This window comes from Archangium gephyra (genome assembly GCF_049060025.1).
GTDB lineage: Bacteria > Myxococcota > Myxococcia > Myxococcales > Myxococcaceae > Archangium > Archangium gephyra_A.
The window spans coordinates 582,730-606,187 of the sequence record NZ_JBMEQQ010000002.1 but is presented as its reverse complement, the minus strand read 5'-3'; the positions used below and the strand labels follow the sequence as shown (position 1 = coordinate 606,187).

27 protein-coding genes and 1 pseudogene are annotated in these 23,458 nt (G+C 68.8%); 11 read left to right on the top strand and 17 right to left on the bottom strand.

Annotated elements, in window-relative coordinates; all coding sequences use genetic code 11:
- Positions 1-82 precede the first annotated feature (82 nt).
- The 4 genes from rpsG to ACN28I_RS02765 form a co-directional block, all read right to left on the bottom strand.
- Positions 83-553 (bottom strand): 30S ribosomal protein S7, encoded by a 471-nt coding sequence (rpsG, locus tag ACN28I_RS02780; protein ID WP_071900193.1) that lies wholly within the window; start codon positions 551-553, stop codon positions 83-85.
- A 145-nt stretch (positions 554-698) separates the two neighbouring features.
- A complete protein-coding gene (rpsL, locus tag ACN28I_RS02775; protein ID WP_043408969.1) occupies positions 699-1,070 on the bottom strand; it encodes a 30S ribosomal protein S12 in 372 nt (123 codons plus the stop codon).
- Between the two features lie 205 nt (positions 1,071-1,275).
- Complete coding sequence (gene rimI / locus ACN28I_RS02770) at positions 1,276-1,791, bottom strand: ribosomal protein S18-alanine N-acetyltransferase (protein WP_420940612.1); 516 nt, start codon at positions 1,789-1,791, stop codon at positions 1,276-1,278.
- Positions 1,788-2,522 carry a hypothetical protein gene (locus tag ACN28I_RS02765; RefSeq protein WP_420940611.1) on the bottom strand — a complete coding sequence of 245 codons (735 nt, stop codon included), beginning with the start codon at positions 2,520-2,522 and terminating at the stop codon, positions 1,788-1,790. The genes rimI and ACN28I_RS02765 overlap by 4 nt, the downstream gene beginning before the upstream one ends.
- A 113-nt stretch (positions 2,523-2,635) precedes the next feature.
- Here ACN28I_RS02765 and dnaJ point away from each other — a divergent pair, with 113 nt between their 5' ends.
- The 5 genes from dnaJ (at position 2,636) to ACN28I_RS02740 (ending at position 10,964) form a co-directional block, all read left to right on the top strand.
- Positions 2,636-3,811, top strand: coding sequence for a molecular chaperone DnaJ (gene dnaJ, locus ACN28I_RS02760; RefSeq protein WP_420940610.1), 1,176 nt, complete (start codon positions 2,636-2,638; stop codon positions 3,809-3,811).
- Between the two features lie 107 nt (positions 3,812-3,918).
- On the top strand, positions 3,919-4,644 hold the full coding sequence (locus tag ACN28I_RS02755; protein WP_420940609.1) for a HEAT repeat domain-containing protein: 726 nt from the start codon (positions 3,919-3,921) through the stop codon (positions 4,642-4,644).
- A 266-nt stretch (positions 4,645-4,910) separates the two neighbouring features.
- Positions 4,911-6,590, top strand: coding sequence for an ATP-binding protein (locus tag ACN28I_RS02750; RefSeq protein WP_420940608.1), 1,680 nt, complete (start codon positions 4,911-4,913; stop codon positions 6,588-6,590).
- 170 nt (positions 6,591-6,760) lie between these two features.
- Entirely contained in the window at positions 6,761-8,386 is a 1,626-nt protein-coding gene (gene argS / locus ACN28I_RS02745; RefSeq protein WP_420940607.1) for an arginine--tRNA ligase, read from the top strand.
- A gap of 31 nt (positions 8,387-8,417) precedes the next feature.
- A complete protein-coding gene (locus tag ACN28I_RS02740; RefSeq protein WP_420940606.1) occupies positions 8,418-10,964 on the top strand; it encodes a 1-acyl-sn-glycerol-3-phosphate acyltransferase in 2,547 nt (848 codons plus the stop codon).
- A 13-nt stretch (positions 10,965-10,977) separates the two neighbouring features.
- Here the strand turns inward: ACN28I_RS02740 and ACN28I_RS02735 are convergent, their stop codons facing one another.
- Complete coding sequence (locus ACN28I_RS02735; protein ID WP_420940605.1) at positions 10,978-11,412, bottom strand: Ig-like domain-containing protein; 435 nt, start codon at positions 11,410-11,412, stop codon at positions 10,978-10,980.
- Positions 11,412-11,618, bottom strand: a complete 207-nt coding sequence (locus ACN28I_RS02730; protein ID WP_420940604.1) for a hypothetical protein — start codon at positions 11,616-11,618, stop codon at positions 11,412-11,414. Before ACN28I_RS02730 ends, ACN28I_RS02735 begins: the two co-directional genes overlap by 1 nt.
- Positions 11,619-11,711: 93 nt before the next feature.
- Here ACN28I_RS02730 and ACN28I_RS02725 point away from each other — a divergent pair.
- The 3 genes and pseudogenes from ACN28I_RS02725 to ACN28I_RS02715 all read left to right on the top strand — a co-directional run bounded on the left by ACN28I_RS02725 (position 11,712) and on the right by ACN28I_RS02715 (position 14,113).
- Positions 11,712-12,879, top strand: a pseudogene (locus ACN28I_RS02725) (type II CAAX prenyl endopeptidase Rce1 family protein).
- A 51-nt stretch (positions 12,880-12,930) separates the two neighbouring features.
- Positions 12,931-13,716 (top strand): HipA family kinase, encoded by a 786-nt coding sequence (locus tag ACN28I_RS02720; protein ID WP_420940603.1) that lies wholly within the window; start codon positions 12,931-12,933, stop codon positions 13,714-13,716.
- Positions 13,694-14,113, top strand: a complete 420-nt coding sequence (locus ACN28I_RS02715) for a DUF3037 domain-containing protein (protein WP_420940602.1) — start codon at positions 13,694-13,696, stop codon at positions 14,111-14,113. The genes ACN28I_RS02720 and ACN28I_RS02715 overlap by 23 nt, the downstream gene beginning before the upstream one ends.
- A 15-nt stretch (positions 14,114-14,128) precedes the next feature.
- Here ACN28I_RS02715 and ACN28I_RS02710 read toward each other — a convergent pair whose 3' ends face one another.
- From ACN28I_RS02710 to ACN28I_RS02680, 7 genes are all read right to left on the bottom strand, one after another.
- A complete protein-coding gene (locus tag ACN28I_RS02710; RefSeq protein ID WP_073563525.1) occupies positions 14,129-14,344 on the bottom strand; it encodes a DUF5818 domain-containing protein in 216 nt (71 codons plus the stop codon).
- Positions 14,341-16,197, bottom strand: a complete 1,857-nt coding sequence (locus tag ACN28I_RS02705; protein ID WP_420940601.1) for a S8 family serine peptidase — start codon at positions 16,195-16,197, stop codon at positions 14,341-14,343. Before ACN28I_RS02705 ends, ACN28I_RS02710 begins: the two co-directional genes overlap by 4 nt.
- A gap of 140 nt (positions 16,198-16,337) precedes the next feature.
- On the bottom strand, positions 16,338-16,568 hold the full coding sequence (locus tag ACN28I_RS02700; RefSeq protein ID WP_420940600.1) for a hypothetical protein: 231 nt from the start codon (positions 16,566-16,568) through the stop codon (positions 16,338-16,340).
- On the bottom strand, positions 16,565-16,972 hold the full coding sequence (locus ACN28I_RS02695; RefSeq protein ID WP_420940599.1) for a hypothetical protein: 408 nt from the start codon (positions 16,970-16,972) through the stop codon (positions 16,565-16,567). Before ACN28I_RS02695 ends, ACN28I_RS02700 begins: the two co-directional genes overlap by 4 nt.
- Positions 16,973-17,011: 39 nt before the next feature.
- Positions 17,012-17,254: a hypothetical protein gene (locus tag ACN28I_RS02690; protein WP_420940598.1), complete on the bottom strand. Its 243-nt coding sequence runs from the start codon at positions 17,252-17,254 to the stop codon at positions 17,012-17,014.
- Between the two features lie 281 nt (positions 17,255-17,535).
- A complete protein-coding gene (locus tag ACN28I_RS02685; RefSeq protein ID WP_420940597.1) occupies positions 17,536-17,841 on the bottom strand; it encodes a hypothetical protein in 306 nt (101 codons plus the stop codon).
- Entirely contained in the window at positions 17,835-18,212 is a 378-nt protein-coding gene (locus tag ACN28I_RS02680; protein WP_420940596.1) for a hypothetical protein, read from the bottom strand. Before ACN28I_RS02680 ends, ACN28I_RS02685 begins: the two co-directional genes overlap by 7 nt.
- A 183-nt stretch (positions 18,213-18,395) precedes the next feature.
- On the opposite strand from ACN28I_RS02680, the gene ACN28I_RS02675 reads away from it, so the two are divergent.
- Positions 18,396-18,815: a hypothetical protein gene (locus tag ACN28I_RS02675; protein ID WP_420940595.1), complete on the top strand. Its 420-nt coding sequence runs from the start codon at positions 18,396-18,398 to the stop codon at positions 18,813-18,815.
- A 20-nt stretch (positions 18,816-18,835) separates the two neighbouring features.
- Here the strand turns inward: ACN28I_RS02675 and ACN28I_RS02670 are convergent, their stop codons facing one another.
- Entirely contained in the window at positions 18,836-19,156 is a 321-nt protein-coding gene (locus tag ACN28I_RS02670; RefSeq protein ID WP_420940594.1) for a hypothetical protein, read from the bottom strand.
- The gene (locus tag ACN28I_RS02665; protein ID WP_420940593.1) at positions 19,150-19,527 is read right to left on the bottom strand and encodes a HEPN domain-containing protein; all 378 of its coding nucleotides are present in this window, start codon (positions 19,525-19,527) and stop codon (positions 19,150-19,152) included. The genes ACN28I_RS02670 and ACN28I_RS02665 overlap by 7 nt, the downstream gene beginning before the upstream one ends.
- Before the next feature lie 152 nt (positions 19,528-19,679).
- Here ACN28I_RS02665 and ACN28I_RS02660 point away from each other — a divergent pair, with 152 nt between their 5' ends.
- Positions 19,680-20,480 (top strand): DUF4261 domain-containing protein, encoded by an 801-nt coding sequence (locus tag ACN28I_RS02660; protein WP_420940592.1) that lies wholly within the window; start codon positions 19,680-19,682, stop codon positions 20,478-20,480.
- A 142-nt stretch (positions 20,481-20,622) separates the two neighbouring features.
- Positions 20,623-21,390, top strand: coding sequence for a fibrinogen-like YCDxxxxGGGW domain-containing protein (locus ACN28I_RS02655; RefSeq protein WP_420940591.1), 768 nt, complete (start codon positions 20,623-20,625; stop codon positions 21,388-21,390).
- A 28-nt stretch (positions 21,391-21,418) separates the two neighbouring features.
- Here ACN28I_RS02655 and ACN28I_RS02650 read toward each other — a convergent pair whose 3' ends face one another.
- Positions 21,419-22,615, bottom strand: a complete 1,197-nt coding sequence (locus ACN28I_RS02650; protein WP_420940590.1) for a class I SAM-dependent rRNA methyltransferase — start codon at positions 22,613-22,615, stop codon at positions 21,419-21,421.
- Positions 22,612-23,433, bottom strand: a complete 822-nt coding sequence (locus tag ACN28I_RS02645) for an HAD-IIB family hydrolase (protein ID WP_420940589.1) — start codon at positions 23,431-23,433, stop codon at positions 22,612-22,614. Before ACN28I_RS02645 ends, ACN28I_RS02650 begins: the two co-directional genes overlap by 4 nt.
- Positions 23,434-23,458: the final 25 nt, after the last annotated feature.

Genomic DNA, 23,458 nt, shown 5'->3' with positions numbered 1-23,458 from the left:
CAACGAAACGGTTGTCAAAGACCTGAAACACCCGGACGCGGGGGTCCGCATCCGGGTGCCGGATACTACAGGAATCGCACGACTACCAGCGGTAGTGGGCGAAGGCCTTGTTGGCCTCGGCCATCTTGTGCGTGTCCTCGCGCTTCTTCACCGCGTTGCCACGGTTGTTGGCGGCGTCCATGATCTCGCCCGCCAGCTTCTCCATGGCCGTCTTCTCACCACGCGCCTTGGCGTAGGTGATGATCCAGCGCATGCCCAGCGCCACGCGGCGATCCTGACGGACCTCCACGGGCACCTGGTAGGTGGCGCCACCGACGCGGCGGCTCTTCACCTCGAGCACCGGCTTGACGTTGTCGAGGGCCTTCTTGAACGTCTTGAGGGGGTCCTCCTTCGCACGCTCTTCGATGAGCGAGAAGGCGCCGTAGCACACCCGCTCGGCGATGGACTTCTTCCCCTTGCGCATCAGGTCGTTCACGAACTTCGTGACGAGGCGGTCCTGGAACTTCGGATCGGGAAGGATCTTGCGCTTGGCTACTACGCGACGACGAGGCATTGCTCTGTATCCCTTACGCCCCGCTCCCTTGCACCCGGGAGGCTAAATGGGGGGCTTCGAACTGCGTTGGCGAATTCAGGAAGGCTCCCCAGGGTGCGGGGCAAGCATCCCAATCAAATGAAACGAAGGTGATCTCGAGCGGAAATCAGCTCGGGCGCTTGGCGCCGTACTTCGAACGGCTCTGCTTGCGGCCGGCCACGCCCACCGAGTCCAGCGTGCCGCGGACGATGTGGTAGCGAACGCCCGGGAGGTCCTTCACACGGCCACCGCGGATCATCACCACCGAGTGCTCCTGGAGGTTGTGACCCACGCCGGGGATGTAGGAGGTGACCTCGATCCCGTTCGTCAGACGAACACGCGCCACCTTGCGGAGCGCCGAGTTCGGCTTCTTGGGGGTGGTGGTGTACACGCGGGTGCACACGCCACGCTTCTGGGGGCACTCCTTCAGAGCGGGGCTCTTACCCTTGATGTTCAACTTCTCGCGGCCCTTGCGGACCAGCTGGCTGATAGTCGGCACTGAACTCCTCTTCCTTCCCGATTGATCCGGGGGGGTGTCCCCGGGGGCGCATACAAACCTACAACTGCGCTTGAAAAAGGGTCGCGAGTATAGGGAGGGGGCACCCTGTGTCAAGCGACTGCTGGCCCACGGCTTGAACCGTGAACCCCACGGGCATCCATTCCTACACCCTGACAGCGGGCTCGGTCCTCTACTCCCCCGGCTGCTAGAAGTCGAGCACCATCACGATCGCGTCCTCGGGCGGCTGGCCCTCGTCCACGTAGTAGTTCGGCCGTACCCCCACCGGGCGGAAGCCGAACGATTTGTAGAGATTGATGGCGGGCTCGTTGCTCTTGCGCACCTCCAACGTGGCCAGGCTGCACTTGCGTGCCCGCCCCTCGGCCAGGGTGGCTTCCATCAGCTCCCGCCCTACCCCGCGCCGCCGGTGCTCCGGCGCGGTCGCCACGTTCAACACGTGCACCTCGTCGTGGACGATCCAGAAGATGGAGATACCCAGCAGGCGCCTGCCCCCCTCCGGCAGGGGCTCCTCCAGCAGGTAGATGACGGACCAGTCGTGGCCGAGCTCGCGCTGCAGCAACTCGAACGACCACGGGTTGCGGAACGAGGCCTTCTCCAGCTCCATCACCGCCGGCAGGTCCTCCCGCGTCATCCTGCGGATGAGGAACGTGGACTGCGGCCTGGGCTTGTCGCTCGGACGGGAATCCTCACGCATCCGTCTCATGGCTCCCCCTCTCGGATCCGCGCGAAGGGCGCTACCCGCCGGATCCTCGCGCTCTCCCGGACCAGTTTGAACTCGTCCTTCGCCAGCTGGTTGTAGCGCTCCCGGAACAGCTTCTCCTTGAGCGTGTCCCGCACCGCCTCGAACGGACCGCCCAGCGTCCCCTTGTGCTCCTCCCAGTACCGCCGCACCTCCGCCTCGCTCACCTGCGCGCGCAGGCGGATGCGGCTGTCCAGGATGCGCTCGGCCCGGACGCTCCGCTCCAGCACCGCCGTCAACTGCTCCAGGTCCGCATCGTGCCGGGCCAGGAAGGCCAGCAGCGATGTCTCGTCCTCGAAGCGATCGCGGAACGTCCTCAGCCGCGCCTCCACCTCCGAACGCTCCGCCTGGAAGGCCTGCAGGCGATCCGCACCCGCCACCAGCAGCCGTTGGTTGATGGCCAGCTCCAACGCTCCCCGGAGCGTCTGCTCGTCGAGCTGGACTTCCGCCGCTCGCACGCCCCCTCGCTGGACCAGCGTCACCCGGGCCTCGAACTCCAGCTCGCTCAGGGTGAGGACCTGGGTGCCGATCACCGCCACCACCCGGTCGATGACCCGGCCCTCGGCCGCTGGAGTCCCAGAGGGGGGCTCGGAGGACGGTCCGGGAGCAGGCGGGCGGGCAGCGGCCACGGGCATCAGCACGAGCCAGCCCACCAGCAGCCCCGTTTTCGTCCCCTGTGCGTACCGCGCTGCCATGCTCTCCCTCGCGCCTCCGGCCACTTTATACATCCTGACCTTGGCCCACACGCCTTGCTGGCGATCGCCGCACGGCAGGTTACGTTGTCGCTGTCTCGGAGGGCGGTATCACCATGGCGGACGACTACTACCAGATTCTCGGCGTGTCCCGGACGGCGTCGGCCGACGAAATCAAGAAGGCCTTCCGCAAGCTGGCCCGCAAGTACCACCCGGACGTCAACCCGGGGGACAAGTCGGCTGAGGAGAAGTTCAAGCAGCTCAACGCGGCCTTCGAGGTTCTCTCGGACGAGCGCAAGCGCAAGCTGTACGACGAGTTCGGCAACGAGGCGGCCCAGTTCGGCTTCGACGAAAAGAAGGCCACCCAGTACCGGGCCTACAAGGCCGCCCAGGCGGCTGGCGGCGGCATGCCGTTCGGCGGCGGGGGCCGCCCTGGCGTGGACTTCGACCTGGGCGACATCTTCGGCGACATCTTCGGCCGCGCGGGCGCCGGCGGCGTGGACTTCGGCGAGGTGTTCGGACGTGCCGGAGGAGGAGGCCGGGCCGCCGGTCCCACCCCGGGCGAGGACATCACCGCCACCCTCACGCTCAGCTTCAACGAGGCCCTCACCGGCGTCGAGCGCAGCATCTCGCTCCAGCGCCCCGGCCGCTGCCAGCGCTGCCAGGGCGCGGGCCAGGTGGGCACCCCCTCCACGTGCGCCACCTGCGGAGGGACCGGAAAGGTGCGCCGCAGCGGCGTCCTGGGCATGAACACCGCCGGTACGTGTCCCACCTGCCGGGGCACCGGACGCGCCGCGCCCCCCTGCCCTTCCTGCCAGGGCTCGGGCGTGGTGGAGGAAACCGCCCGGCTCACCGTGAAGATCCCCGCCGGCGTCCACACGGGCTCCAAGGTCCGGCTGTCCGGCCAGGGCGCGTCGGGCTCGCGCGGGGGGCCTCCGGGGGACCTCTACATCGAGACGATTGTCGCCGAGCACCCCCTGGTACGCCGCGAGGGCGATGACCTCTACATGGACCTGCCGGTGACCGTCTCCGAGGCCATGCTGGGCGCCGAGGTGCGCGTCCCCACCTTCCAGGGCGAGGTCACGGTCAAGGTCCCCGAGGGCTCCCAGTCCGGCCGCCGCATGCGTCTGCGCGGCCGGGGTGCCCCCTCCCTGAAGGGCGGACCCGCGGGCGACCTCTACCTCACACTTCAGGTAAAGGTGCCCGAGCACCCCTCCACCGAGGCCCGCAGGGCCGCCGAGGAGCTCGCCCGCGCCTACCAGGGCGATGTCCGGGGCTCCCTGCAGCTCTAGGTTCCAATCGACGGCCGGTCACTGGCCATCCAAGCTTCTTGCGTTAGCTTGCGCCGCGTCCTACACGGCCCCCAAGAACTCGCATCACCCCTCGGAGCCTCTTCACCATGGGCATCTTCGATTTCCTCGGCGGCTCGGGCCCCGAAAAAGCCCTCAAGCTCAAGTCCAAGGTGACCCAGAAGTATGGGGACCCCGCCACCCGCCAGAAGGCCCTCCAACAGCTCGGCGAGATGAAGATCCCCGAGGCCGTCACCGTCCTGCTCCACCGCTACACCGTCACCGTGGAGCCCCTCACCACGGACGCCGACGAGAAGGAGCACGTCTTCGAGCTCATCAAGAGCTTCGACAAGGACGCCATCGCCCCCGTCACCGAGTTCCTGCGCAAGAACGAGCAGGCCACCTCCTGGGCCCTCCGTATCCTCGAGTCGCTGCTGCCCGAGTCCGAGGTCGTCACCATCGTCGTGGACACCCTCCACTCGCTGAGCGCCCAGTACATGCGCGACCCCGAGAAGAAGGTCGTCCTGCTCCACTACGTCACCGGCAAGCAGGATCCGCGCATCCCCTCCGTCGTGCTGCCCCACCTCGATGACATGGCCGACGAGGTGAAGATCGCCGCCCTCAAGGCGCTCGGTCCCCAGAAGTATGAGCCGGCGCGCGAGCCCATCCTCCGTCTCCTGACGAGCGGTGACGCCGGGCGCCGCGTGCAGACGGCCGCCCTCGGTGCCCTCCAGGAGAGCGGCTTCGGCGTCCAGGGCTACCGCGAGAAGGTCGAGGCCGTGATGAACGAGCCCTACTACCTCGACGGCAGCGGCCTGGTGCAGCGCCGCGGCTGAGCCCCCCTGTGTGCCCCCCTCCCTCACGGGGAGTGGGCCCCGGAGGGGATCGTCCAGAACCTGACGGGTGGGACGCCGCCCACCCATCCTGATGTCAGCTATCCGACATGGCAATTGTCCTGCGGTCGTCCCCTGTTGCGGGAGGGTCCGGGGAAGGGTTCCCACCCCGGCTCCGGGTAGCGCAGGATCGGCTCGAGTGGAGATCCCGCTGCCCCCACACCTGGACGGGGGTCGGCGTGCCGCCCCCTGGTTGCCGAGGTAGCTCCGTGCCGAAGAAGAAGGTTCCGCATCTGGCAGAGATCGTCACCCTCCGCCCCGAGGTGAAGAAGCCCCGGAAGACGGTGAAGCCCCAGCCCCCCGTGGACGGCGAGGCCGCCGAGCGCGCCCTCGTGGAGATGTCCCAGCACATCTCCTCCAGCGCCGGCCCCACCGAGGCCCTGCGCTCGCAACTGCAGATCATCCACGGCCTCATGCAGGCCAAGGCCTGCTACGTGGCCCGCTTCGAGCCCTCGCGCAACCAGCTCCACGTGGAGCACGTGCGCGGCCGCTACGACGATCGCATCACCGCCGCCACCCCCGAGCAGGGCCTGGTGGGCCGCGCCTTCGCCGAGAGGGCCATCCTCCGCGACGAGGAGACCCTCGCCGTGCCGCTCGACAGCCCCCAGGGCGTCAGCGGGGTGCTCGCCATCCTCGCGCCCCGCCGCGCCGTCTCGGACTCCATGCTGATGGCGCTCGCCGGCCAGCTCTCCGCCGCCTACGAGGTGGCCCGCCTGCGCGACGACAGCGCCCGCCGCAACAAGGACCTGCAGACCGCCATCGCCGGCCTCAAGGCCCTCGAGCAGAGCCGCGACGAGCTGCTCGGCAACGTCTCGCACGATCTCAAGAACCCCCTCACCACCCTCAAGGCCTACCTGGCCATGATGGGGCGCGAGAAGCTCGGACCCGTCTCCGACGCCCAGCGCCGCGCGGTGCAGGTGTGCGACCGCAGCGCGGACCGCATGCTGCGCATGGTGAATGACCTCCTGCTCATGTCCCGCCTCCAGGCCGGGAAGATGCAGCTCAACCAGCGCCCCTTCGGTCTCAAGTCCGTGGCCGAGGAGGTCCTCCGCACCCTCACCCCCATGGCCGATCAGGCCAAGGTGCAGCTCACCCTCCCCCCCTCCAGCGAGGTCTTCGTCCGCGGCGACCGCGAGCGCATCGCCGAGGCCATCCAGAACCTCGTCGAGAGCGGCATCCACCGCTGCGAGGCCGATGACAGCGTGGAGCTGCGCGTCTCCGTCGAGGACGGGCTCGCCCTGCTCACCGTGAAGGACTCCGGCCCCGGCATCGGCAACGAGGACCTGGAGCACGTCTTCGATCCCTTCTACCGCCCGGAAACCACCCGCGGCCAGGGACGCAGCCTCGGCCTGCCCCTGGTGGCGAAGATCCTCGCGCTGCACGGCGGCCGCGTGGAGGCCGCCAGCACGCTGGGTGAAGGCACCACCTTCCAGCTCGTGCTGCCCATGTTCGCCGGCGCCGTCAGCACCCCCGAGAGCGCCCAGGCCGGTCCCCGCGCCGGTGGCATCCTCCTCGTCGAGGACGACGCCGACTGCCGCGAGGTGCTCCAGCAGGTGCTCGAGCAGGAGGGCTACCGGGTGATGTCCACCTCCGGCGCCGCCGAGGCCCGCTCCATCCTCTCGCACATCCGCCCGGCCATGGTGCTGTTGGACCTGCGCCTCAGCGAGGAAGATGGGCGCTCCGTGCTGCGCTTCATCCGCGGCACCGAGTCCCTCGCGGACATCGCCGTCTACATCATCTCCGGTGCCAGCGAGGTCTCCACCCTCGGCGCCGGCCAGGGCCTGGACCGCATCGACGGATTTTTCGAGAAGCCACTGCAATTGCCGCGGCTGCTCGACACCGTGGCCGCCGTGGTCCGCCCGAGCCGCCGCAACCCGGCGGTGACCTGAAAGGGTTTTCCGGCCCGATGCGTTGACAGAAGGTGCGCGGAACAAGCCCGGTTTCGCTTAGTATCCGCGCGATCCAATGAATCCTTCCGTCTACTCCCGCTATCGGACTGCCTTCGTCGAGGCGCTCGCCCAGTCCCTGGGCGTGCCCGCCTCCGAGGCTCGAGTCCCAGGTGAAGCCGGCCGACCCGGCTCACGGTGATTTCTCCTTCCCCACCTTCCCCCTGGCCAAGGCCCAGAAGAAGGCCCCGCCCGCCATCGCCGCCGCGCTCGCCCAGAGCGTGAAGGTGCCGGGCCTGGAGGTGGTGGCCGCCGGCCCCTACGTCAACGCGAAGTTCGCGCTGATGCCCTTCACCTCCGAGGTGCTCGACACGGTGCGCTCGCAGGGCCCGCGCTACGGCGGCGGGGACTCGGGCACCGGCAAGACTGTGGTCATCGACTACTCGTCGCCCAACATCGCCAAGCCCATCGCCTTCCACCACATCCGCTCGACGATGATCGGCCACAGCCTGGCCAACCTGCACCGGGCGCTCGGCTACAAGGTCGAGGGCATCAACTACCTGGGCGACTGGGGCAAGCAGTTCGGCCTGGTGGCCGTGGGCTTCCAGGAGTACGGCGACCCGGCCCGGCGCAACGACATGGCCCACCTCGTGGAGGTGTACGTCAAGGCCAACAAGCGCGCCGAGGCCGAGCCCTCCTTCGACGAGCGCGCCCGCGACTTCTTCCGGCGCATGGAGGCCAATGACGCCGAGGCGCTCGCGCTCTGGAAGGAGTTCCGCGAGACGTCCCTGCGCGACTTCGAGCGCATCTACGCCCGGCTCGGCGTGAAGTTCGAGCACATGGAGGGCGAGAGCTTCTACCAGGGCAAGATGGAGCCGGTGATCGACGAGATCGCCCGCAGGCCCGGCATCAAGCAGTCCGAGGGCGCCACCATCGTGGACCTGCCCTACGAGGAGAACGAGCCGCCGGTGCTCCTCAAGAAGAACGACGGCAGCACGCTGTACGCCACGCGAGACCTGGCGGCGGCCATCGATCGGCACGAGCGCTTCCACTTCGACAAGGCACTGTACGTGGTGGCCACGGACCAGGCGCTGCACTTCCGGCAGCTCTTCCGGGTGCTCAAGGCCATGGGCCGCGAGTGGTCCGAGCGCATGGTGCACGTCAACTTCGGCCGCGTGCACGGCATGAGCACGCGCAAGGGCAACGTGGTGCTCCTCACCGACGTGCTCGACGAGGCCAGGGTCCGCGCCCGCGAGAAGGTCCAGGAGAACATCCAGGCCGGGAAGATGCAGACGGACGACCCCGAGGGGCTGGCCGAGCAGATCGGCATGGGCGCCATCTTCTTCGGCGACCTGAAGAACCGCCGGACCACGGACTACACCTTCGACTGGGAGGACGTGCTCGCCTTCGAGGGCCACTCCGGTCCGTACCTCCAGTACGCCCACGCGCGGACCTGCAACGTCCTGCGCAAGGGGGGCGGGGCTCCGGCCTCGTATGACGCGGCGCTGCTCACCCTGCCGGAGGAGCAGGCCGTGCTGCGCGCCATCGCCCGGCTGCCGGTGGTGGTGCAGGAGGCCGCGGAGCAACTGGAGCCGAGCTTCGTCGCGCGGTGGCTGTTGGACCTCGCCGCGGAGTTCAGCCGCTACTACACGCTGGGCAATCAGGATCGCAGCAAGCGCGTGCTCGTGGAGGACAACGAGCCCGTGAAGGCGGCGCGGCTCGCGCTGACGGACGCGACGCGGGCGGCCCTGGCGGCCGGCCTGACGCTGCTGGGTATCGCTACTCCCGAGAACATGTAACGAGGCTCGCGTGGACAAAGGGGGGCCGCACGTGGACACCGCATTGACCGAAGCTGTGAATCACAGTGAGGCGTTGAAGGAAGAATTCGGGCCCGTCTCCCGGATGCTGGGAGCGCGCTACTTCGACGGGGTGCGCTTCCCCGCCGAGGCCGAGGATGAATTGCGCGCGCTCCACGCCAAGGGGTTCGTGGTGCACGTCATGCGCAGCACGGCGTGGATCAACTTCCTCTATCTGGCCTGGGCCATGGTGCGCCGGGCCCTGCCCCCCGTGCGCGCGGTGGTGAACCTGCGTCCCTGGTTCACCCGCCCCTTCCGCAAGACGGCGCAGCGCGGCGACTTCGACGTGCGCTTCACCTACGCCCGGCGCCAGGCCGGCAGCGGCCTCATCTTCCTCAAGAAGACGGCCCTGCTGAGCGCCGCGGGCAAGGACATCGAGGAGAATCCCTTCCCCTCCCTGGTGGCCATGGCGCGCAAGAGCGACAAGACCGTCTTCCTGGTCCCGGAGCTCTTCGTCTGGGAGAAGCGCACCTCGCGCATCAAGCCGAGCCTCCTGGATCACGTCTTCGGCAGCCCGGACGCGCCCGGCTTCGTGCACTCGATGGTGGCCTTCTTCCGCAACTACCGCCGCGCGCAGTTCCGCGTCGGCGAGCCCATCGATCTCAAGCGCTTCATCGAGGAGAACCCGCAGGACTCGGACGAGGTCATCGCCCGCAAGGTGCGCAGCGCGCTCAACCACCACCTCGCCCGCGAGACGCGCGCCGTCTTCGGCCCGCCGGTGAAGCCGCACGAGCGCATCATCGAGGAGACGCTGCGCGACCGCACCCTGCGCAAGTCCCTGGACGCGGTGGCCGCCGAGAGCAACCGCCGCCCCGAGAGCGTGCTGCGCCAGGCCCGGCGCAACCTCCAGGCCATCGCCGGCAAGCCCAGCCCCACGACGCTCTCCTTCGTCGCGCCCGTGCTCGGCTGGGTGTTCAACCGCATCTACGACGGCATCGAGGTGGACGAGGCCGGGCTCAACCGCGCCCTCAAGGCCGCCAGCAAGGCACCCCTCGTGCTGTGCCCCTCGCACAAGAGCCACGTGGACTACCTGGTGATGAGCTGGGTGCTGTGGAATCGCGGCTACGCCGTACCCCTCGTCGCCGCGGGCGCCAACCTGTCCTTCTTCCCGCTCGGGCCCATCCTGCGCCGCTGCGGCGCCTTCTTCCTGCGCCGCTCCTTCAAGGACGACAAGGTCTACGCCGCGTCCTTCAAGGGCTACGTGAAGAAGCTCGTCCACGACGGCGTCCACCAGGAGTTCTTCCCCGAGGGCGGCCGCTCGCGCACCGGCAAGCTGCTGCAGCCCAAGCTGGGCATGTTCACCTGGCAGCTCGAGGCCGTGCTCGAGGGCGCTCGCAACGATCTCATCTTCGTGCCCGTGTCCATCGACTACGAGAAGGTCGTGGAGTCGGGCAGCTACTCGAAGGAGCTGGCCGGTGGCGAGAAGAAGCCCGAGGACATCAAGGCCCTGCTGAGCACGCCCAAAGTGCTGGCGGCGCGCTACGGCCGCATCCACCTCACCTTCGACGAGCCCCTCTCTCTGGTGGAGCTGATGAAGAGCCGTGGGCTCGACCCGGCCCAGCCCATCACGGACGAGCAGAAGAAGGGCCTGGTGCGCGCCCTGGGCAACCGGGTGATGTACGGCATCAGCAAGGTGTCCACGGTGACGCCGCACGCCCTGGTGAGCGCGGCGCTGCTGGCCCACCGCCGGCGCGGCATGACGAGCCGCGAGCTCACGGACCGCATCACCATCCTGCGCCGCATCGCCGAGGAGGACAAGGTGCCCCTGTCCACGATGCTCAAGGACTCGCCGAGCAACCCGGAGGCCATGGGCCCCATCCAGGACGCCATGCGCACCTTCTGCTCGGACGGCATGGTGCGCACGCAGAAGGCGCACGGCGAGGTCATCTACCAGGCCGAGGACGACCGCCGCGGCGAGATGTCCTTCTACAAGAACACGCTGATGAACCTGGTGGCGGCGCGCAGCCTCGTGGCCAACGCGCTGCTGGTGGGAGCCCCCGCCCCGTTCGACGAGGTGAAGGCCCGGGCGTTGTGGCTCTCGCGCCTCTTCAAGGTGGAGTTCATCTACCGGGTGGGCGCCAGCTTCGACACCATCTTCGCGGAGGTCGTCGAGCGGCTGGTGCGCATGGGGCTGGTGCTGCACGAGGGGGACACGCTGAGCGTGGCGCCGGAGTCCCATGCCCGGCCCGAGCTGGAGTACCTCGCGGACCTGCTGCGCGACTACCTGGAGTCCTACCTGATCGCCGCGCAGACGCTGCATGAGGTGGCGGCGGGCACGGCGCTGGATCGCAAGTCCTTCGTGAAGCAGGCGATGGACGTGGGCCGGGCCGAGTACCACTCGGGGCGCATCACCGCGGCCGAGTCGCTCGCCAAGGTGACGCTGGAGAACGCGGTCGCCTACCTGGTGGAGCAGCGCTACCTGGTGGAGGAGGACAAGAAGCTGAAGCTGGGATCGGCGGCGCCCGACGTCGCGGCGAGCAAGCACTTCGCCGAGGAGATCCGCCGCTACCTGCGCCACTGAGCGCGGGGCGCGCTCACGGTGACGTCCGGAAGGGCACCCGCACCTCCTGCCCGAGCGGGTTGCCCTCCTGATCCATCAAGGACGTCCGCAGCACCAGCGTGTACGCGGTGCCCGGCGCGAAGGCCCCCGCCTCCGTGCCGACGGTGACGGCGTACGGCACATCCCCCCGCTCGATGGCCTCGTCCCCGCCGGAGCCGGCGGGCACCGTCAGCTTCAGCGGGACCTCCACCCTGCCCTCGAACACGGCGATGCCCGGGCGCAGCGTGCGCGCATCCATCGTCTCGGAGAAGAGGATCTCCAGCGAGCCGCTCGCGGGCAGCGTGCCCCCGGCGCTCGGCTCGGTGGACACCACGTCGGGCGGATCCGTATCGCGCGCGGCGAGGAACGGATCTCCCGGATCCAGGCACGCGGCACACCCCAGCAAACCCACCCGCAGCAACCGGCGCATCAGCGGCACCCCCTTCCCGCCAGGCTCGCCTCAGTGTGGCACTTGAGACAGGCCCTGTCATTCGCCGCCGCCACCCGCTTGCACGCCGCGGCGAATCCATCCGGGTGTGGGTTCACCTGCCGCCGCACCGAGCGCTCCGAGTAGAAGTCCACGCGCACCCGCGCCTCGTCCCGGAGGGGCGAAGACGAACCCTCCGCTGCGTTCATCCCGGGAAGCGCGCCAAAGTCCGGGCATTATAGAAGTGCCTCGTTCCGGTGCCTCGGGTTTCCGAGCACCTTCCTCGCCGTGGGAGAAAGCCGTTGGAAGAAGTCAGCCCCAGCCCTCCACCTACACGCTCGCCGCACCTGCTCGATCCGCGCACCGTGGCGGTGAGCGCCGCGGCGGCCGTGTTCGTGGCCTTCCTCGTCTCGGGGGTGCTCGTGCAGACCCTCAACGCGGCCTTCGGCATCTGGTTCACGCAGATCTTCGTCTTCCTCGGCCTGGGCTGGTTCGTGCTGCGCGCCACCGGGAGGGAGCCGGTGCGCTACACCGGCCTCTCCTTCCCGGGGCTGGCACCGGTGGCCTTCGGGTTCGCCCTGGGCGTGGCCAACTTCTTCGCCATCGTCGCGCCCGTCCAGTACGTCTCCCAGTCGCTGCTGCCCCAGTCCTGGCGGGAGATCTACGACGTCGCGGACATCTTCCGCGGCCAGTCCTCCGTGGAGCTGGCCTTCATCGTGGCGAGCGTGACCGTCGCGGCCCCGGTCTGCGAGGAGTTCTTCTTCCGCGGCGTCTTCTTCCAGGGCCTGAGGGCGCACGGAGGACACGCCATGCGCGCCGTCGTCCTCTCCGCGGTCGTCTTCAGCATGTTCCACCTGGATCCGGTGGGTTTCCTCGCCCGCGTCGAGCTGGGGATACTGTTCGGCTGGCTGTTGGTGCGCACCGGCTCCCTCTGGCCGGCCATCCTCGCGCATACCGCCAACAACCTCGTGTCCACGGTGCTGTTCCTCGTCGCGCGCTACCTCGAGGCCCCCGAGGAAGCGGCCTCCCAGCAGGAGGATCCGCGGGTCATCGTGATGATCATGCTCCTGGGCGGCACGGTGCTCTATGGGCTGCTGGCCGCCGCGCGCCGCTTCCCGTCCCTGCTGGGCCCGCTCCGTCCGCCCGAGGTCCTCGAGGCCCCGGAGCCCTCCGTCTCGCTGGAACCCGTTCCCCGGCTCCTGCGGCTGGCGCTTCCCTGGCTGCTCGCCGCGGCGCTGTCCCTGGGCATCTACAGGGCCGTGGATCCCATCGGCATCCAGCTCAGTCAGATCGACCAGAACTACCCGCTGCAGAGCGTCCCCAAGGACGCACCGGACGTGCTGCATGCCGAGCGCGAGGCCCTGTTCGAGCTTCCGGGTCCGCGCCCGCCGGGGCGAGATACCGCTCGGTGAGTACGCCCAGGAGCGGGCGAGACAATCCAACAAACAAAAGAGGACCGATGTCCGTTGACCGGAGAGGCCGCTCCTCCCACGGGGAGAGGGCGGGAGTGAGGGTCCACGCGTGAGAACGATCACCGCGACACGCTATGTCACGCCGCTGCGCGAGGGCGGCTCGATGCCCGCCATCATCGAGGCGGAGGACTCGGGGCTGTACGTCCTGAAGTTCCGGGGAGCGGGCCAGGGAATCAAGGCGCTCGTGGCCGAGATCGTCTCGGGCGAGCTGGCCAGGGCGCTGGGGCTGAGGGTGCCAGAGCTCGTGCTGGTGGAGCTGGATCCGGCACTGGGCCGCGCCGAACCGGACGGGGAGATCCGCGATCTGATCAAGGCGAGCGCGGGCCTCAACCTGGGCATGGACTACCTGCCGGGCTCCATCACGTTCGATCCGACGGTGGGCCCGGCGCCCGAGGCGGCGGAGGCCTCGGCCATCGTGTGCTTCGACGCCTACATGACGAACGTGGACCGCACGCCGAAGAACCCCAACCTGCTGAGCTGGCACAAGGCGCTGTGGCTCATCGACCACGGCGCCTCGCTGTACTTCCACCACGCGTGGGACGACTACCTGGAGCGCAGCCAGAGCCGCTTCCCGGCGGTGAAGGATCACGTGCTGCTGCCCTGGGCCTCGGCCCTGCCCGAGGCGGAGGCGGCGCTGCGCCAGCGGGTGACACCGGACGTCATCCAGCACGTCGTCGGGTGCGTGCCCGAGGCGTGGCTGGGCCCGGCGGCGGAGCCCCGTTTCGCGACGGCGGCCGAGCACCGGGAGGCCTATGTCTCCTACCTGCTGAAGCGCCTGGAAGCGGCGCCGGCGTTCATCGAGGAGGCACAACGTGCCCGTGCACAACTCGTTTGACTACGCCGTCATCCGCGTCGTGCCGCGCGTGGAGCGCGAGGAGTTCATCAACGCGGGTGTCATCCTCTACTGCCTGACCCGCCGGTACCTGGATGCGCGGGTGGAGCTGGACGAGCGGCGGCTGCTGGCGCTCGCGCCGGATGCCGACGTGGAGCTGCTGCGGAGCCACCTGGAGTCGATTCCCCGGCTCTGCGCGGGCGGCAAGGCGGCGGGGCCGATCGGCCAACTGCCCCAGAAGGAACGCTTCCACTGGCTGGTGGCGCCGCGCAGCACGATGCTCCAGACGGGTCCGGTCCACACGGGCCTGTGCGAGGAGCCGGGCAAGGCGCTCGAGCACCTGATGCAGCGGATGGTGCGGCCCCCGCTCCCCCCGCCCCCCGGGAAGGGGACGGGGTGAAGGTGGCCGTAGCCTTCAGATGAAGCGGTAGGAGGCCACGTTGAACACGGGCCCCACCATGGCGGCGGTCAGCATGTCGCGGGCCACATCACCCTCGACCTCCACGCGCTGACCGTCCTTCTTGATCTTCCGATCGCCGCCGGCGAGCTGGTAGGTGCGGCCGTCATCGCCCTCCAGCACCCAGACGCCCGTCTCGATGTCGCGAAACACCACGCGGCCGGTGAGCTTCATCCCGCCGTCTCCTTGCGAAGCATGGCGCGGGCGATGATGAGGCAGATGAACGTGTTGATCACCAGCCAGGGCAGCGCGAGGAAGTGGAAGGGCATCCACGCCAGGGCGGGCGCCTTGGACCAGGCGGCGTAGGCGAGGAAGCCCGCGAAGCCGAGGGCGAGCCCGCCGATGGCCGACCGGAGCCCCTGGAACTTGATGGCCAGGAAGGACAGCAGCAGCGGGATGAGCGAGCTGTAGAAGAGCGGGTTGGCCAGCTTGCCCCGGCCGAAGATGATGCGCTGCCAGTCGGGGATGGGCAGGTACGCCGCGTCCACCACGTCGCCCGCCACGCCGGAGGCGCCGCCGAACCACGAGCGCGCGAAGAACACGCCCACGGTGGCCAGCAGCAACGGCACGAAGAAGCTCGGGCGGACGAGGATGTTGAGATAGCCGGGGCGCTCGCGCCCACGAATCGTCAGCAGCACCAGCGCCAGCAGGGCCAGGGCCCACCACATCGACGGCCAGCGCGTGGCCCCGCCCCCGAGCGCGTTCAGCGAGGCCTGGGCATCCAGCAACCCGTGGCCGTACTCCTCCGTCCAGGCCTGGTCGCCCATGCGCTTCGCCCCCGCGTAGAGGGCCTTCTCCACCTCGTCCGGCCCGCTGGCGCCCTCGGCGTAGAGCAGCGCCGCCACGGCGGCCACGTGCGGCGTCGCCATGCTCGTGCCCTGGTAGGCGGCGTAGACGGAGCGCGACGGATCCCTCGGATCAATGGTGTTCTGCAGGATGCCGCCCGCGTCGCCCTGGCGCTTGTCACCACCCGGGGCCGCGATGTCCAGCTCCTTGCCATAGGACGAGTACGGGGCGCGCGTGGCGCCCGGGCCCACCGCCGCCACCGCGACCGCGCCCGGGTAGGCCGCGGGGAACTCCACGCGCGGGCGCCCGGCGTTGCCCGCAGCGGCCACCACGGTGACACCCTTCTTGCGCGCGTACTCCACCGCGTCCGCCATCACCTTCGAGTAGCCCCCACCACCCAGGGACATGTTGATGACGTTGGCGCCGTTGTCCGCCGCGAAGCGGATGGCCTCGGCGATGTCCGCCGACGTGCCGGAGCCGAAGTGGTTCAGCACCTTCACCGGCATCAGCGTCGCCTCGAAGGCCACGCCGGCCACGCCCTCCCCGTTGTTGGTCGCCTGCGCGATGGTGCCCGCCACGTGCGTGCCATGCCCGTGGTCGTCATTGGCGTGCTCGTCGTCGTTGACGAAGTCGTACCCCGTCTTGAACTTCGCCCCCTTGAGGTCCGGCACCTGCTTGAAGTCGTCGTGGTCCTCGTAGGCGATGCCCGTGTCCAACACGGCCACCACCACGCCCTTGCCCCGGTTCTCCTTCCAGGCGCTCGGCATCTGGATCATCCGGAGGTTCCACTGCTTGGGGTAGTCCGGATCATTCGGCGTGTAGCCGTCCTTGCTGTCCTCCTCGAGCGAGGAGTCCAGCTCCGTCACGGTCTGCTCACCGGGCGGGACCGAGTAGATGCGCAGCGGCTCGGCGGACTCGACGGCCGGGTGCTGGCGGATGCGCGCGAGCGCCGCGTCCACATCCCCCACGCCCCGGGCGATCGTCACGCCCGTGCGCTTGCCCTCCACGGAGTTGAACTCGACGTCGACGCCCCAGTCGGACTCCCAGGCATCGAACTCGGCCTCGGTGGTGCCGTCCTTGAAGTCCACGACGATGCCGCCGGGCTCCTCCTCGGCCAGGACGCGCCGCGAGGTGTCCACCGCCGGGGCTTCCTTCGCCTCCGTCTCCCCGGACTCCGAAGGAGACGTGCAGGCCGCCGTCGCCAGGGCCAGCACCGCACTTGCCAGGATCCATCGCTTCATGAGCGCTCCTTGATGCAGACCCCTACGAACGAACGGCGGAACGATTGGGTCTCTCGAGTCTGTTCGATGCCCCTCCCGGCGGACAAGCACCCCTCCGGGATGAGGAACCTTCGTTAATTCAACGGGTTACGCGCTACCGGTCATTTGCCCGACAGCATTTTCAGCCAGGTGCGCACGGCTTTTCCCACCATGGGCAGGGCGTGATGGAAATGGGCACCAGCGCCTTCCACCACCACCAGCTCGCCCCCCGCCGCCGCCACCGCCTCGGCCAGCTCCGCCCGGGACAGGGTGGAGTCCAGCTCGCCCACCACCACCAGCAGCGCCCGGCCGAGCCCTGCCAGCTCCCGAGCCGTCACCGCCCTGGGGCTCACCAGGCACAGGCCCGCCGCCTCGGGATGGCGCGCCCGGAGGCCTCGAGGGCCACCCGGGCACTGCCATGGAGCGCGGCCACGGCCGCCGCGGGCGAGCGGGCATTCTCCAGCACCACGCCCAGCGCGGCCTCGGCATCCTGGAGCAGCGCCTCGCCCGAGCCCCTCTCCCCCTGGCTGCCGCCCACGCCCCGGTAGTTGAAGCGCAACGTCGGGTGGCCGGCCGACGCCGCGGCGAAGGCCAGCTCGGCCCCGATGACATGGTCCATGCCCCCGCCGTCCTCGGGCCGGGGCGGGAGCACGAGCAGCGGAGGGCGCTCATCGCCCCGGTGCGCCACCCCTTCCATCACCTCGCTGCCCACGGGGATGAGCGTGGAACGCTCGAGGAACTGACCTTTGAGGACCATAGACAGGGCGGAGGATAACGCGGAGCGTGTCCGGGTGCTTCACTCCTGGAGTATTTCCTGCCGGGCGGTGAACGACAGCCGGGCCTCGCAGGACAGCTCACTGCCTCCGGCGCACGCGGCGCAGGTCGATTTGAGATCCACCACCCCCCGGGAGAGGGTGTCCACGTCCTCGAAGATGATGCGCAGGGCCGTGGACTCGAGCACCTTGCCGTCGGCCGCCACCTGCAGCCGCTCGGCCGAGAAGGAGTCTCCGCTGCCGGCGATGGCTCCCGAGAGCTGCACCGGTGGGGCATCCCCCAGCCGCCAGCCCCCCCCCCTCGGGCGAGTCCAGCTCCAGGAAGGCGCGATCGGAGCTTCCGGCCTCCCAGACGGTCCAGATGAAGTCCCGGTAGAGGTTGCGCTCCTCCACCCGCGGGGTGGGCGGCGTCCCACCGCGGTAGCAGGAGTTCGGCAGCTTCGAGAGGGGCGCGGGGTCCACCACCACGCGGTAGCGCCGGATCTCCTCGCCGCCCCCACAACCGGCGAGCACGGTGAGGGCCGCCGCGATTCCCAGGTGTCTCATGTCAGGTCGCTCCCGCCATCTCCGCCGCGTGCTCCTGGCGGACCCACGCGTAATACCGATCCGTGTTCTCGGGGGTGTGGAAGAGCACGAGGAGCGCCAGCCGCTTCTCCGCATAGAGCTCCTTCGAGAACCCCCAGAGCCGATGGCTGAGCTCTCGTTGCTCCGCATCGGGCACATCGAAGACCTCCAAGGCCCAGTCCCGGCCCGGGAAGTCCCCCTTCGTCGTCCGATGATCCGTCCACCTCACGGGCCGATCTCCGACGATCTCCCTCACCCGCCGGCGGATCTCCTCACGCTCATTCACCATATCGGCTCCTCCCCGAGCACCCGCTGGACGATGGCCGTGGCCGTCTCCAGCGCTTCCCTTGCACGCGCAACCGTCAGCTCCTCCTCGAGGTAGTCCGCGGACACTCGCAGCCGCACCAGCTCGTAAAGCCCCTCGCTCGTCCGATCGTCGAGCACCCCGGCCCTGTGTGCCTCATAGGGCAGAGGGTCATGCAGGAAGTAATATACACCCGGCCTGACTTCTGGAGTAGGGATACCCACTTCGTTCATCGCGTGCCAGCACGCATGGTAGGCCGCGTAATACGCCCGCGAAGCCGCCGCGTTGGGGCACGGATCCTCAACGTCCAGAAGCACACGCGCCGCCGACAGGTTCTCCCACGCCTTCCGCTCCACCGCCCTTCCCCTCCCCCGTGCCTCCTTCCTACTCCCCACCTCTGACATGGGGCCGTCCGCCCCCACCCGGGCGGTCACCCTGGGTCCCGGCCCCCTCCCGTTCCCACCATTCCTCGCGATGCCGGGCGGGCTGCTGCTAACGTCCGCTCGGAAGAACGACGCCTCCTGAGAGGCGGAGGACCCATGACCCGCGACGAAGCGCAGCGACTGGTACAGGCGTTCATGAAGTCCCTCGGGCAGGCGAGCGAGGGCCTCAATCCGCAGGGGTTCGGTGGAGCGGCGATCGGGAACGCGCAGCTCTATTTCGAGTACCACGCGGACAAGCAGGTGCTGGAGACGAGCGCCCTCATCTACAAATTCCGGGATCCCCCCAAGCCCGGCGTCCTCGAGGGCTTCCGCGCCGAGGAGAAGTCCGGCACGGACACCGGCGGTGGCGCGGTGGACTACGAGACCGAGAACAACAGCCTCTTCCTGAGCCGCACCTATGCCTCGGTGCCGTCGGAGGCGGCCTTCCGGGAGGACATGAAGCGCCTCACCCAGGCGAGCCTCGTGTGGGCTGATGAGGTGATGGATCGCGTGGCCTCGCGCGTGTTCAAGCACTGAGCGGCGAGCCCCTCAGTCCCTCAGGGAGTGGCGCGCGCCGCTCCCGCCTGTTCCGCCGCGTGCTCCTCGCGGACCCAGGCGTAGTAGCGATCCGTGTTCTCGGGGGTGTGGAAGAGGATGGTGAGCGCCAGCCGCTTCTCTTGATAGAGCGGCAGGTAGAACTCGTCGAACAGACGGCCGTGGAGCGCCCGTTGCTCGGAGAAGGGCACGTCGAATATCTCCAGGGCCCAATCACGCCCAGGAAAGTCGCCCTTCGTGGTCCGGTGGTCCGTCCACCGCACGGGTCTGCCCCCGACAGCCGCCATCACCTTCCGCCGAATTTCTTCCCGCTCGTTCACCATGTGGGCTCCTCCCCCAGGAGGCGCCGGACGAGGCTCGCGGCCAGTTCCAGCGCCTCCCTCACCAGTTCGACCGTCACGTCATCCACAACGTAATCCGCTGCCACCCGCAGGTTGGCCAGCCAGGTCAGAGCCTCGCCCGCCTGCCCATCGAGCACTCCCACCTCGATGGCATCTCCCGGCAGTGGCTCATGCAGGAAGTAATATACACCCGGCCTGACTTCTGGAGTAGGGATACCCACTTCGTTCATCGCATGCCAGCACGCATGGTAGGCCGCGTAGTACGCCCGCGAGGCCGCCGCGTTGGGGCATGGCTCCTCGATCTCCAGAAGCACACGCGCCGCCGACAGGTTCTCCCACGCCTTCCGCTCCATCGCCCTTCCCCTCCACGCCTCCCTTCCCTATCACCCACCTCCGACATGGGGCCGCCCGCCTCCACCTGAGCGGTCACCCTGGGTTCTGGCTCGAGCCATGAATCCCTGGAGATGAGCTATGACGCCGGCACGACACATGACGAGGAGGACGGATGGGATTCTTCCGGAAGAAATCGGTGGGAGTGGACGTGCCGAAGCCGGAGCGCAACCTGGGTCTGGCGATGGTGACGCTCGATCGCGCGAGGACACTGCCCGAGGGTGCGCTGCTGGCCTTTCTGCAGGACTCCGGGTGGGCGCTTCCACGTGCGAAGGAACTCCGCCAGGAGGGAGACACGCTGAGCTTCGAGCTGGACGGCGCGGCCGTCACCCTCACGCTGATACGTACCCCCATTCCCTGGGGAGACCTGGAGGGTCCGGCGCGCGCCGCCTGGCACTGGCCCGAGGCGGCAGAGAAGCTGAAGGGCCATCTGGCGCACGTCATCGTCGCCGTGCTGGCACCGAAGATGGATCGCGTTGCTCTGATGCTGCTGCTCACGCGGGTGGTGGCCGCGGTGGCCGCCAAGACCGATGCCAGCGGGGTGTATTGGGGTGAGGGGCCGGTGGTGAACGCACCGGACGACTTCGTCGAGGAGGCGAAGCGAACCTCACGCGAGCGGCTGCCCCTCTACCTGTGGCTGGCCTTCCAACTCTCGCGCAACCCGGACGGTACCTTCACGCTCGCCACCTCGGGCATGCGCTCGTTTGGCTTCATGGAGCTGGAGTTGGTGGCGCTCCGCGAGAAGCCCGCGACACTGGTGGACCGGGCCTTCAACTTCGCCCACTACCTGCTCGACCACGGGCCCGTGCTGAAGGACGGGGACACCATCGGACTCTCCGCACAGGAGCGCTTCCGCATCCGCCACGTGCCCTCCGCTGTCGACCCATCCCGCACGGTGTACCGGATCGAGTTGTGAGGCCAGACACAGCCGGAAACGCAGAAGAGACGACCAGCCGACAATGAGGCGAGCCTTTGGGGCAGTCCAGACAAGGCTTGCCGGGAAACAACTCATTCCCATCCTCTCGGGAGTTCTTCTGGCCACTGCCCGAAAGGCTGTCATGAGTGTATTGAAATCGCAGATTCTGAGTCTCGCGGTCCTTCTCTTCGCCGCGCCGTCCGCTCTGGCGCAGAACGCCACTCCTGGCTCCTCGCCCTCGACGGCTCCCGAGAACTGCCGGGCCTTGCAGTCGGCGGGAGTGGCCCTGTCCGGCACCTATTGGATCCGACCAGGAGGAGGCCCACCCCGCACCGCCTACTGTGACATGGAGACGAATGGCGGAGGGTGGACACTCGTCTACAACAGCATCCTGGGCGTCAACACCACCGACTTCTGGTACATCCCTCACTGGGAAAGGTTCAATCGGCGCGGACGCCCCAACCTCGAATCACTCTTCTACGACGGAAGCCTCTACCAGTACGGCACCGCCTACATGGATGTCATCGAGGATCTCCGGGGCAAGAGCGTCGTCGCGATGGTGGCGACGACGACTGGCATCGACATCTACTCGATGAGGTTCAATTCCCCCCGGTTTGTCTCCGGCACCCAGGGAATCTATGACGCGCAATTCGCGAGCGGCTGGGCCTCACCCGATTTCGACGGGGATATATGGACCGGAGCGAACTGCGCGGCCAACTTCGGGTACGTCACCCAGCACTACTCTGCCTGCTTTGGCTACAGTCTCGGCGCAGAAGGTGAAGCCCCCTATGACGACGGCAGAGTCGGCCCGCACCTGAATTCCGCCGGCGCGTCCTCCATGGGGCTGAGCACGGACGGAAGCGGTTACTTCACCCGCCTCCGCCGCATCTCGCGCTTCGTGAAGTGGTAGGGCCCGCGTACGGGCCCCAGGTCGGCAACTACACCGCCACCATCACGTAGAACTTCAGGTAGCGGCCCTCGGGGAACTGGAGCCGGACGGGATGGTCCGGCGGCTGGTAGCGCTCCTCCACCATGGCGAGGTCCACGCCCGCCTTGAAGGCCGCCTCCTTCACCGCGCCCATGAAGTCATCCGGGCCCACGCGCGCCGAGCACGACGCCGTCGCCAGCAGGCCTCCGGGCCGCAGCAGCCCCAGCGCCTGACGGTTCAGCGACGCATACCCGTCGATCGCCGCCTGCACCGCCCGCTGGCTCTTCGCGAAGGCCGGAGGGTCCAGGATGATCAAATCGAACGTCCTGCCCTCCTCCCGGAAGGACGCCAGCAGCTTGAACACGTCCGCCGCGAGGAAGTCGTGCTTCTCTGCCGGCAGCCCGTTGCGCGTGAAGTTCTCCCGCGCCAGCGCGATGGCATCCGGATCCAGGTCCACCGAGAACACGCTCTTGGCCCCGCCCAGCGCCGCGTTCACCGAGAACCCGCCACTGAAGCAGAAGCAGTTGAGCACGTCCCTGCCCTTCGCCAGCCGCCGGATGAGGTACCGGTTCTCGCGCTGATCCAGGAAGAAGCCCGTCTTCTGCCCCCGCCACGCGTCCACCCCGAACTTCGCGCCCCGCTCGAGGATCTCCAGCACCTCGGGCGCCTCCTCCCCCCACAGCATCCGCCCCGTGCCCCGGCCCTCGTCATCCTCCGCGTCGTCCCGGCCCACCTCGTCCCGGCCCAGGATGCCCTTGAGCTCCGGCACCGCCGCCTTCAGCGCCTCGACGATCAGCCCCCGGTACGGCGTGAGCCCCGCCGAGTACAGCTTCAGCACCGCGTACCGGCCATACAGGTCCACCACCACGCCCGGCAGCCCGTCTCCCTCGCCGTGGAGCAACCGGAAGCTGTCCGTGTCCGTCAGATCGATCAGCGAGCGCCGCTCGGCCAGCGCCTGCTTCACCCGCTGCGCGAAGAAGGCCGCGTCGATGTTCTGCCGCGGATTGCGCGTCAGCACGCGCACCGCGATGGCCGAGTACGGATCGAAGTACCCGCGCGCCACGAACTTCCCGTTCTCCGCCAGGTCCACCACGCTGCCCGGAGGAATCTTCGGCACCTTGTCCAGCGCCTTGCGGAAGACCCACGGGTGTCCCGCACGCAGGTGACGGCCCAGCCCCGGGGCCAACTCCAGCTTCACGACGTTCACGCTCCGACTCCTCGGCGAGGGGCCCGGCGGGCCCGTTGGGCGACAATGGCACGGGCGAGCTCCTCGAAGCCCCGCCCCTCCTCTGCCCGGGTGATGAAGGCCGGCGGCGTGTCGATGCGATCCAGCACCCGCCGCACGTTGGCCACCCCGACACTCAGGGCGAACCCTCCAAACATGGGGGCATCGTTGAAACTATCCCCCGCGTACACGAAGCGCTCATCCCCCGGCTCCAGCCGCAACCCCCAGGCGAGCTTCAGGAAGCGGCGCACCGCCGACAGCTTGTCGAAGCGGCCCAGCCAGCAGTTGATGTGCACCGACGAGCGCACGGCCGTCACGCCCCGCGCCCGCAGCAGCGCCTCGAGGCGATCGGCCCCCTGCTCGCCCAGCTTCGCTTCCTCGTTGTAGTCCACGGCCAGGTCCACCTCGGTGTAGGCGCTGTCCATGGACAGGCGCGCCCCGGGGACCTGCCTCAGCACGGCCGCCACCTCCGCCTCCAGCCGGCGCCGGTTCGGCTCCCGGACGCGCGGAGACTCGGCGTACACCTTGCGCAGCTTCCCCCGGGGGCCCTTCAGGAAGAACAGGCCCCCGTTCTCCACGATGACCCCGTCCACCGGCAGCGTGCGGGCCCATGCCTCGCCCCAGCCCGCCGGGCGGCCCGTCACCAGCACCAGCTTGAGGCCCGTCTCCGCCAGACGCTCGAGCGCACGCACGGTCGTCGAGCGCAGCTGGTGCGAGCTGGTCAGGGTACCGTCGACATCCGTGAAGACCCCTTCCACCCGGGAGAGGTCCGCGTCGCGCAAGGGGCGAGGGGCAGCCATACGGAGAGCGCCACTACACCCTTCC

Coding starts and splice junctions, on each gene's coding strand:
- rpsG (WP_071900193.1), bottom strand. CDS start 553: ATGCCTCGTCGTCGCGTAGTAGCCAAGCGCAAGATCCTTCCCGATCCG.
- rimI (WP_420940612.1), bottom strand. CDS start 1,791: ATGAGACGGATGCGTGAGGATTCCCGTCCGAGCGACAAGCCCAGGCCG.
- ACN28I_RS02765 (WP_420940611.1), bottom strand. CDS start 2,522: ATGGCAGCGCGGTACGCACAGGGGACGAAAACGGGGCTGCTGGTGGGC.
- dnaJ (WP_420940610.1), top strand. CDS start 2,636: ATGGCGGACGACTACTACCAGATTCTCGGCGTGTCCCGGACGGCGTCG.
- ACN28I_RS02755 (WP_420940609.1), top strand. CDS start 3,919: ATGGGCATCTTCGATTTCCTCGGCGGCTCGGGCCCCGAAAAAGCCCTC.
- ACN28I_RS02735 (WP_420940605.1), bottom strand. CDS start 11,412: ATGCGCCGGTTGCTGCGGGTGGGTTTGCTGGGGTGTGCCGCGTGCCTG.
- ACN28I_RS02730 (WP_420940604.1), bottom strand. CDS start 11,618: ATGAACGCAGCGGAGGGTTCGTCTTCGCCCCTCCGGGACGAGGCGCGG.
- ACN28I_RS02710 (WP_073563525.1), bottom strand. CDS start 14,344: ATGAAGCTCACCGGCCGCGTGGTGTTTCGCGACATCGAGACGGGCGTC.
- ACN28I_RS02705 (WP_420940601.1), bottom strand. CDS start 16,197: ATGAAGCGATGGATCCTGGCAAGTGCGGTGCTGGCCCTGGCGACGGCG.
- ACN28I_RS02695 (WP_420940599.1), bottom strand. CDS start 16,972: ATGGTCCTCAAAGGTCAGTTCCTCGAGCGTTCCACGCTCATCCCCGTG.
- ACN28I_RS02685 (WP_420940597.1), bottom strand. CDS start 17,841: ATGGTGAATGAGCGTGAGGAGATCCGCCGGCGGGTGAGGGAGATCGTC.
- ACN28I_RS02675 (WP_420940595.1), top strand. CDS start 18,396: ATGACCCGCGACGAAGCGCAGCGACTGGTACAGGCGTTCATGAAGTCC.
- ACN28I_RS02670 (WP_420940594.1), bottom strand. CDS start 19,156: ATGGTGAACGAGCGGGAAGAAATTCGGCGGAAGGTGATGGCGGCTGTC.
- ACN28I_RS02665 (WP_420940593.1), bottom strand. CDS start 19,527: ATGGAGCGGAAGGCGTGGGAGAACCTGTCGGCGGCGCGTGTGCTTCTG.
- ACN28I_RS02660 (WP_420940592.1), top strand. CDS start 19,680: ATGGGATTCTTCCGGAAGAAATCGGTGGGAGTGGACGTGCCGAAGCCG.
- ACN28I_RS02655 (WP_420940591.1), top strand. CDS start 20,623: ATGAGTGTATTGAAATCGCAGATTCTGAGTCTCGCGGTCCTTCTCTTC.
- ACN28I_RS02645 (WP_420940589.1), bottom strand. CDS start 23,433: ATGGCTGCCCCTCGCCCCTTGCGCGACGCGGACCTCTCCCGGGTGGAA.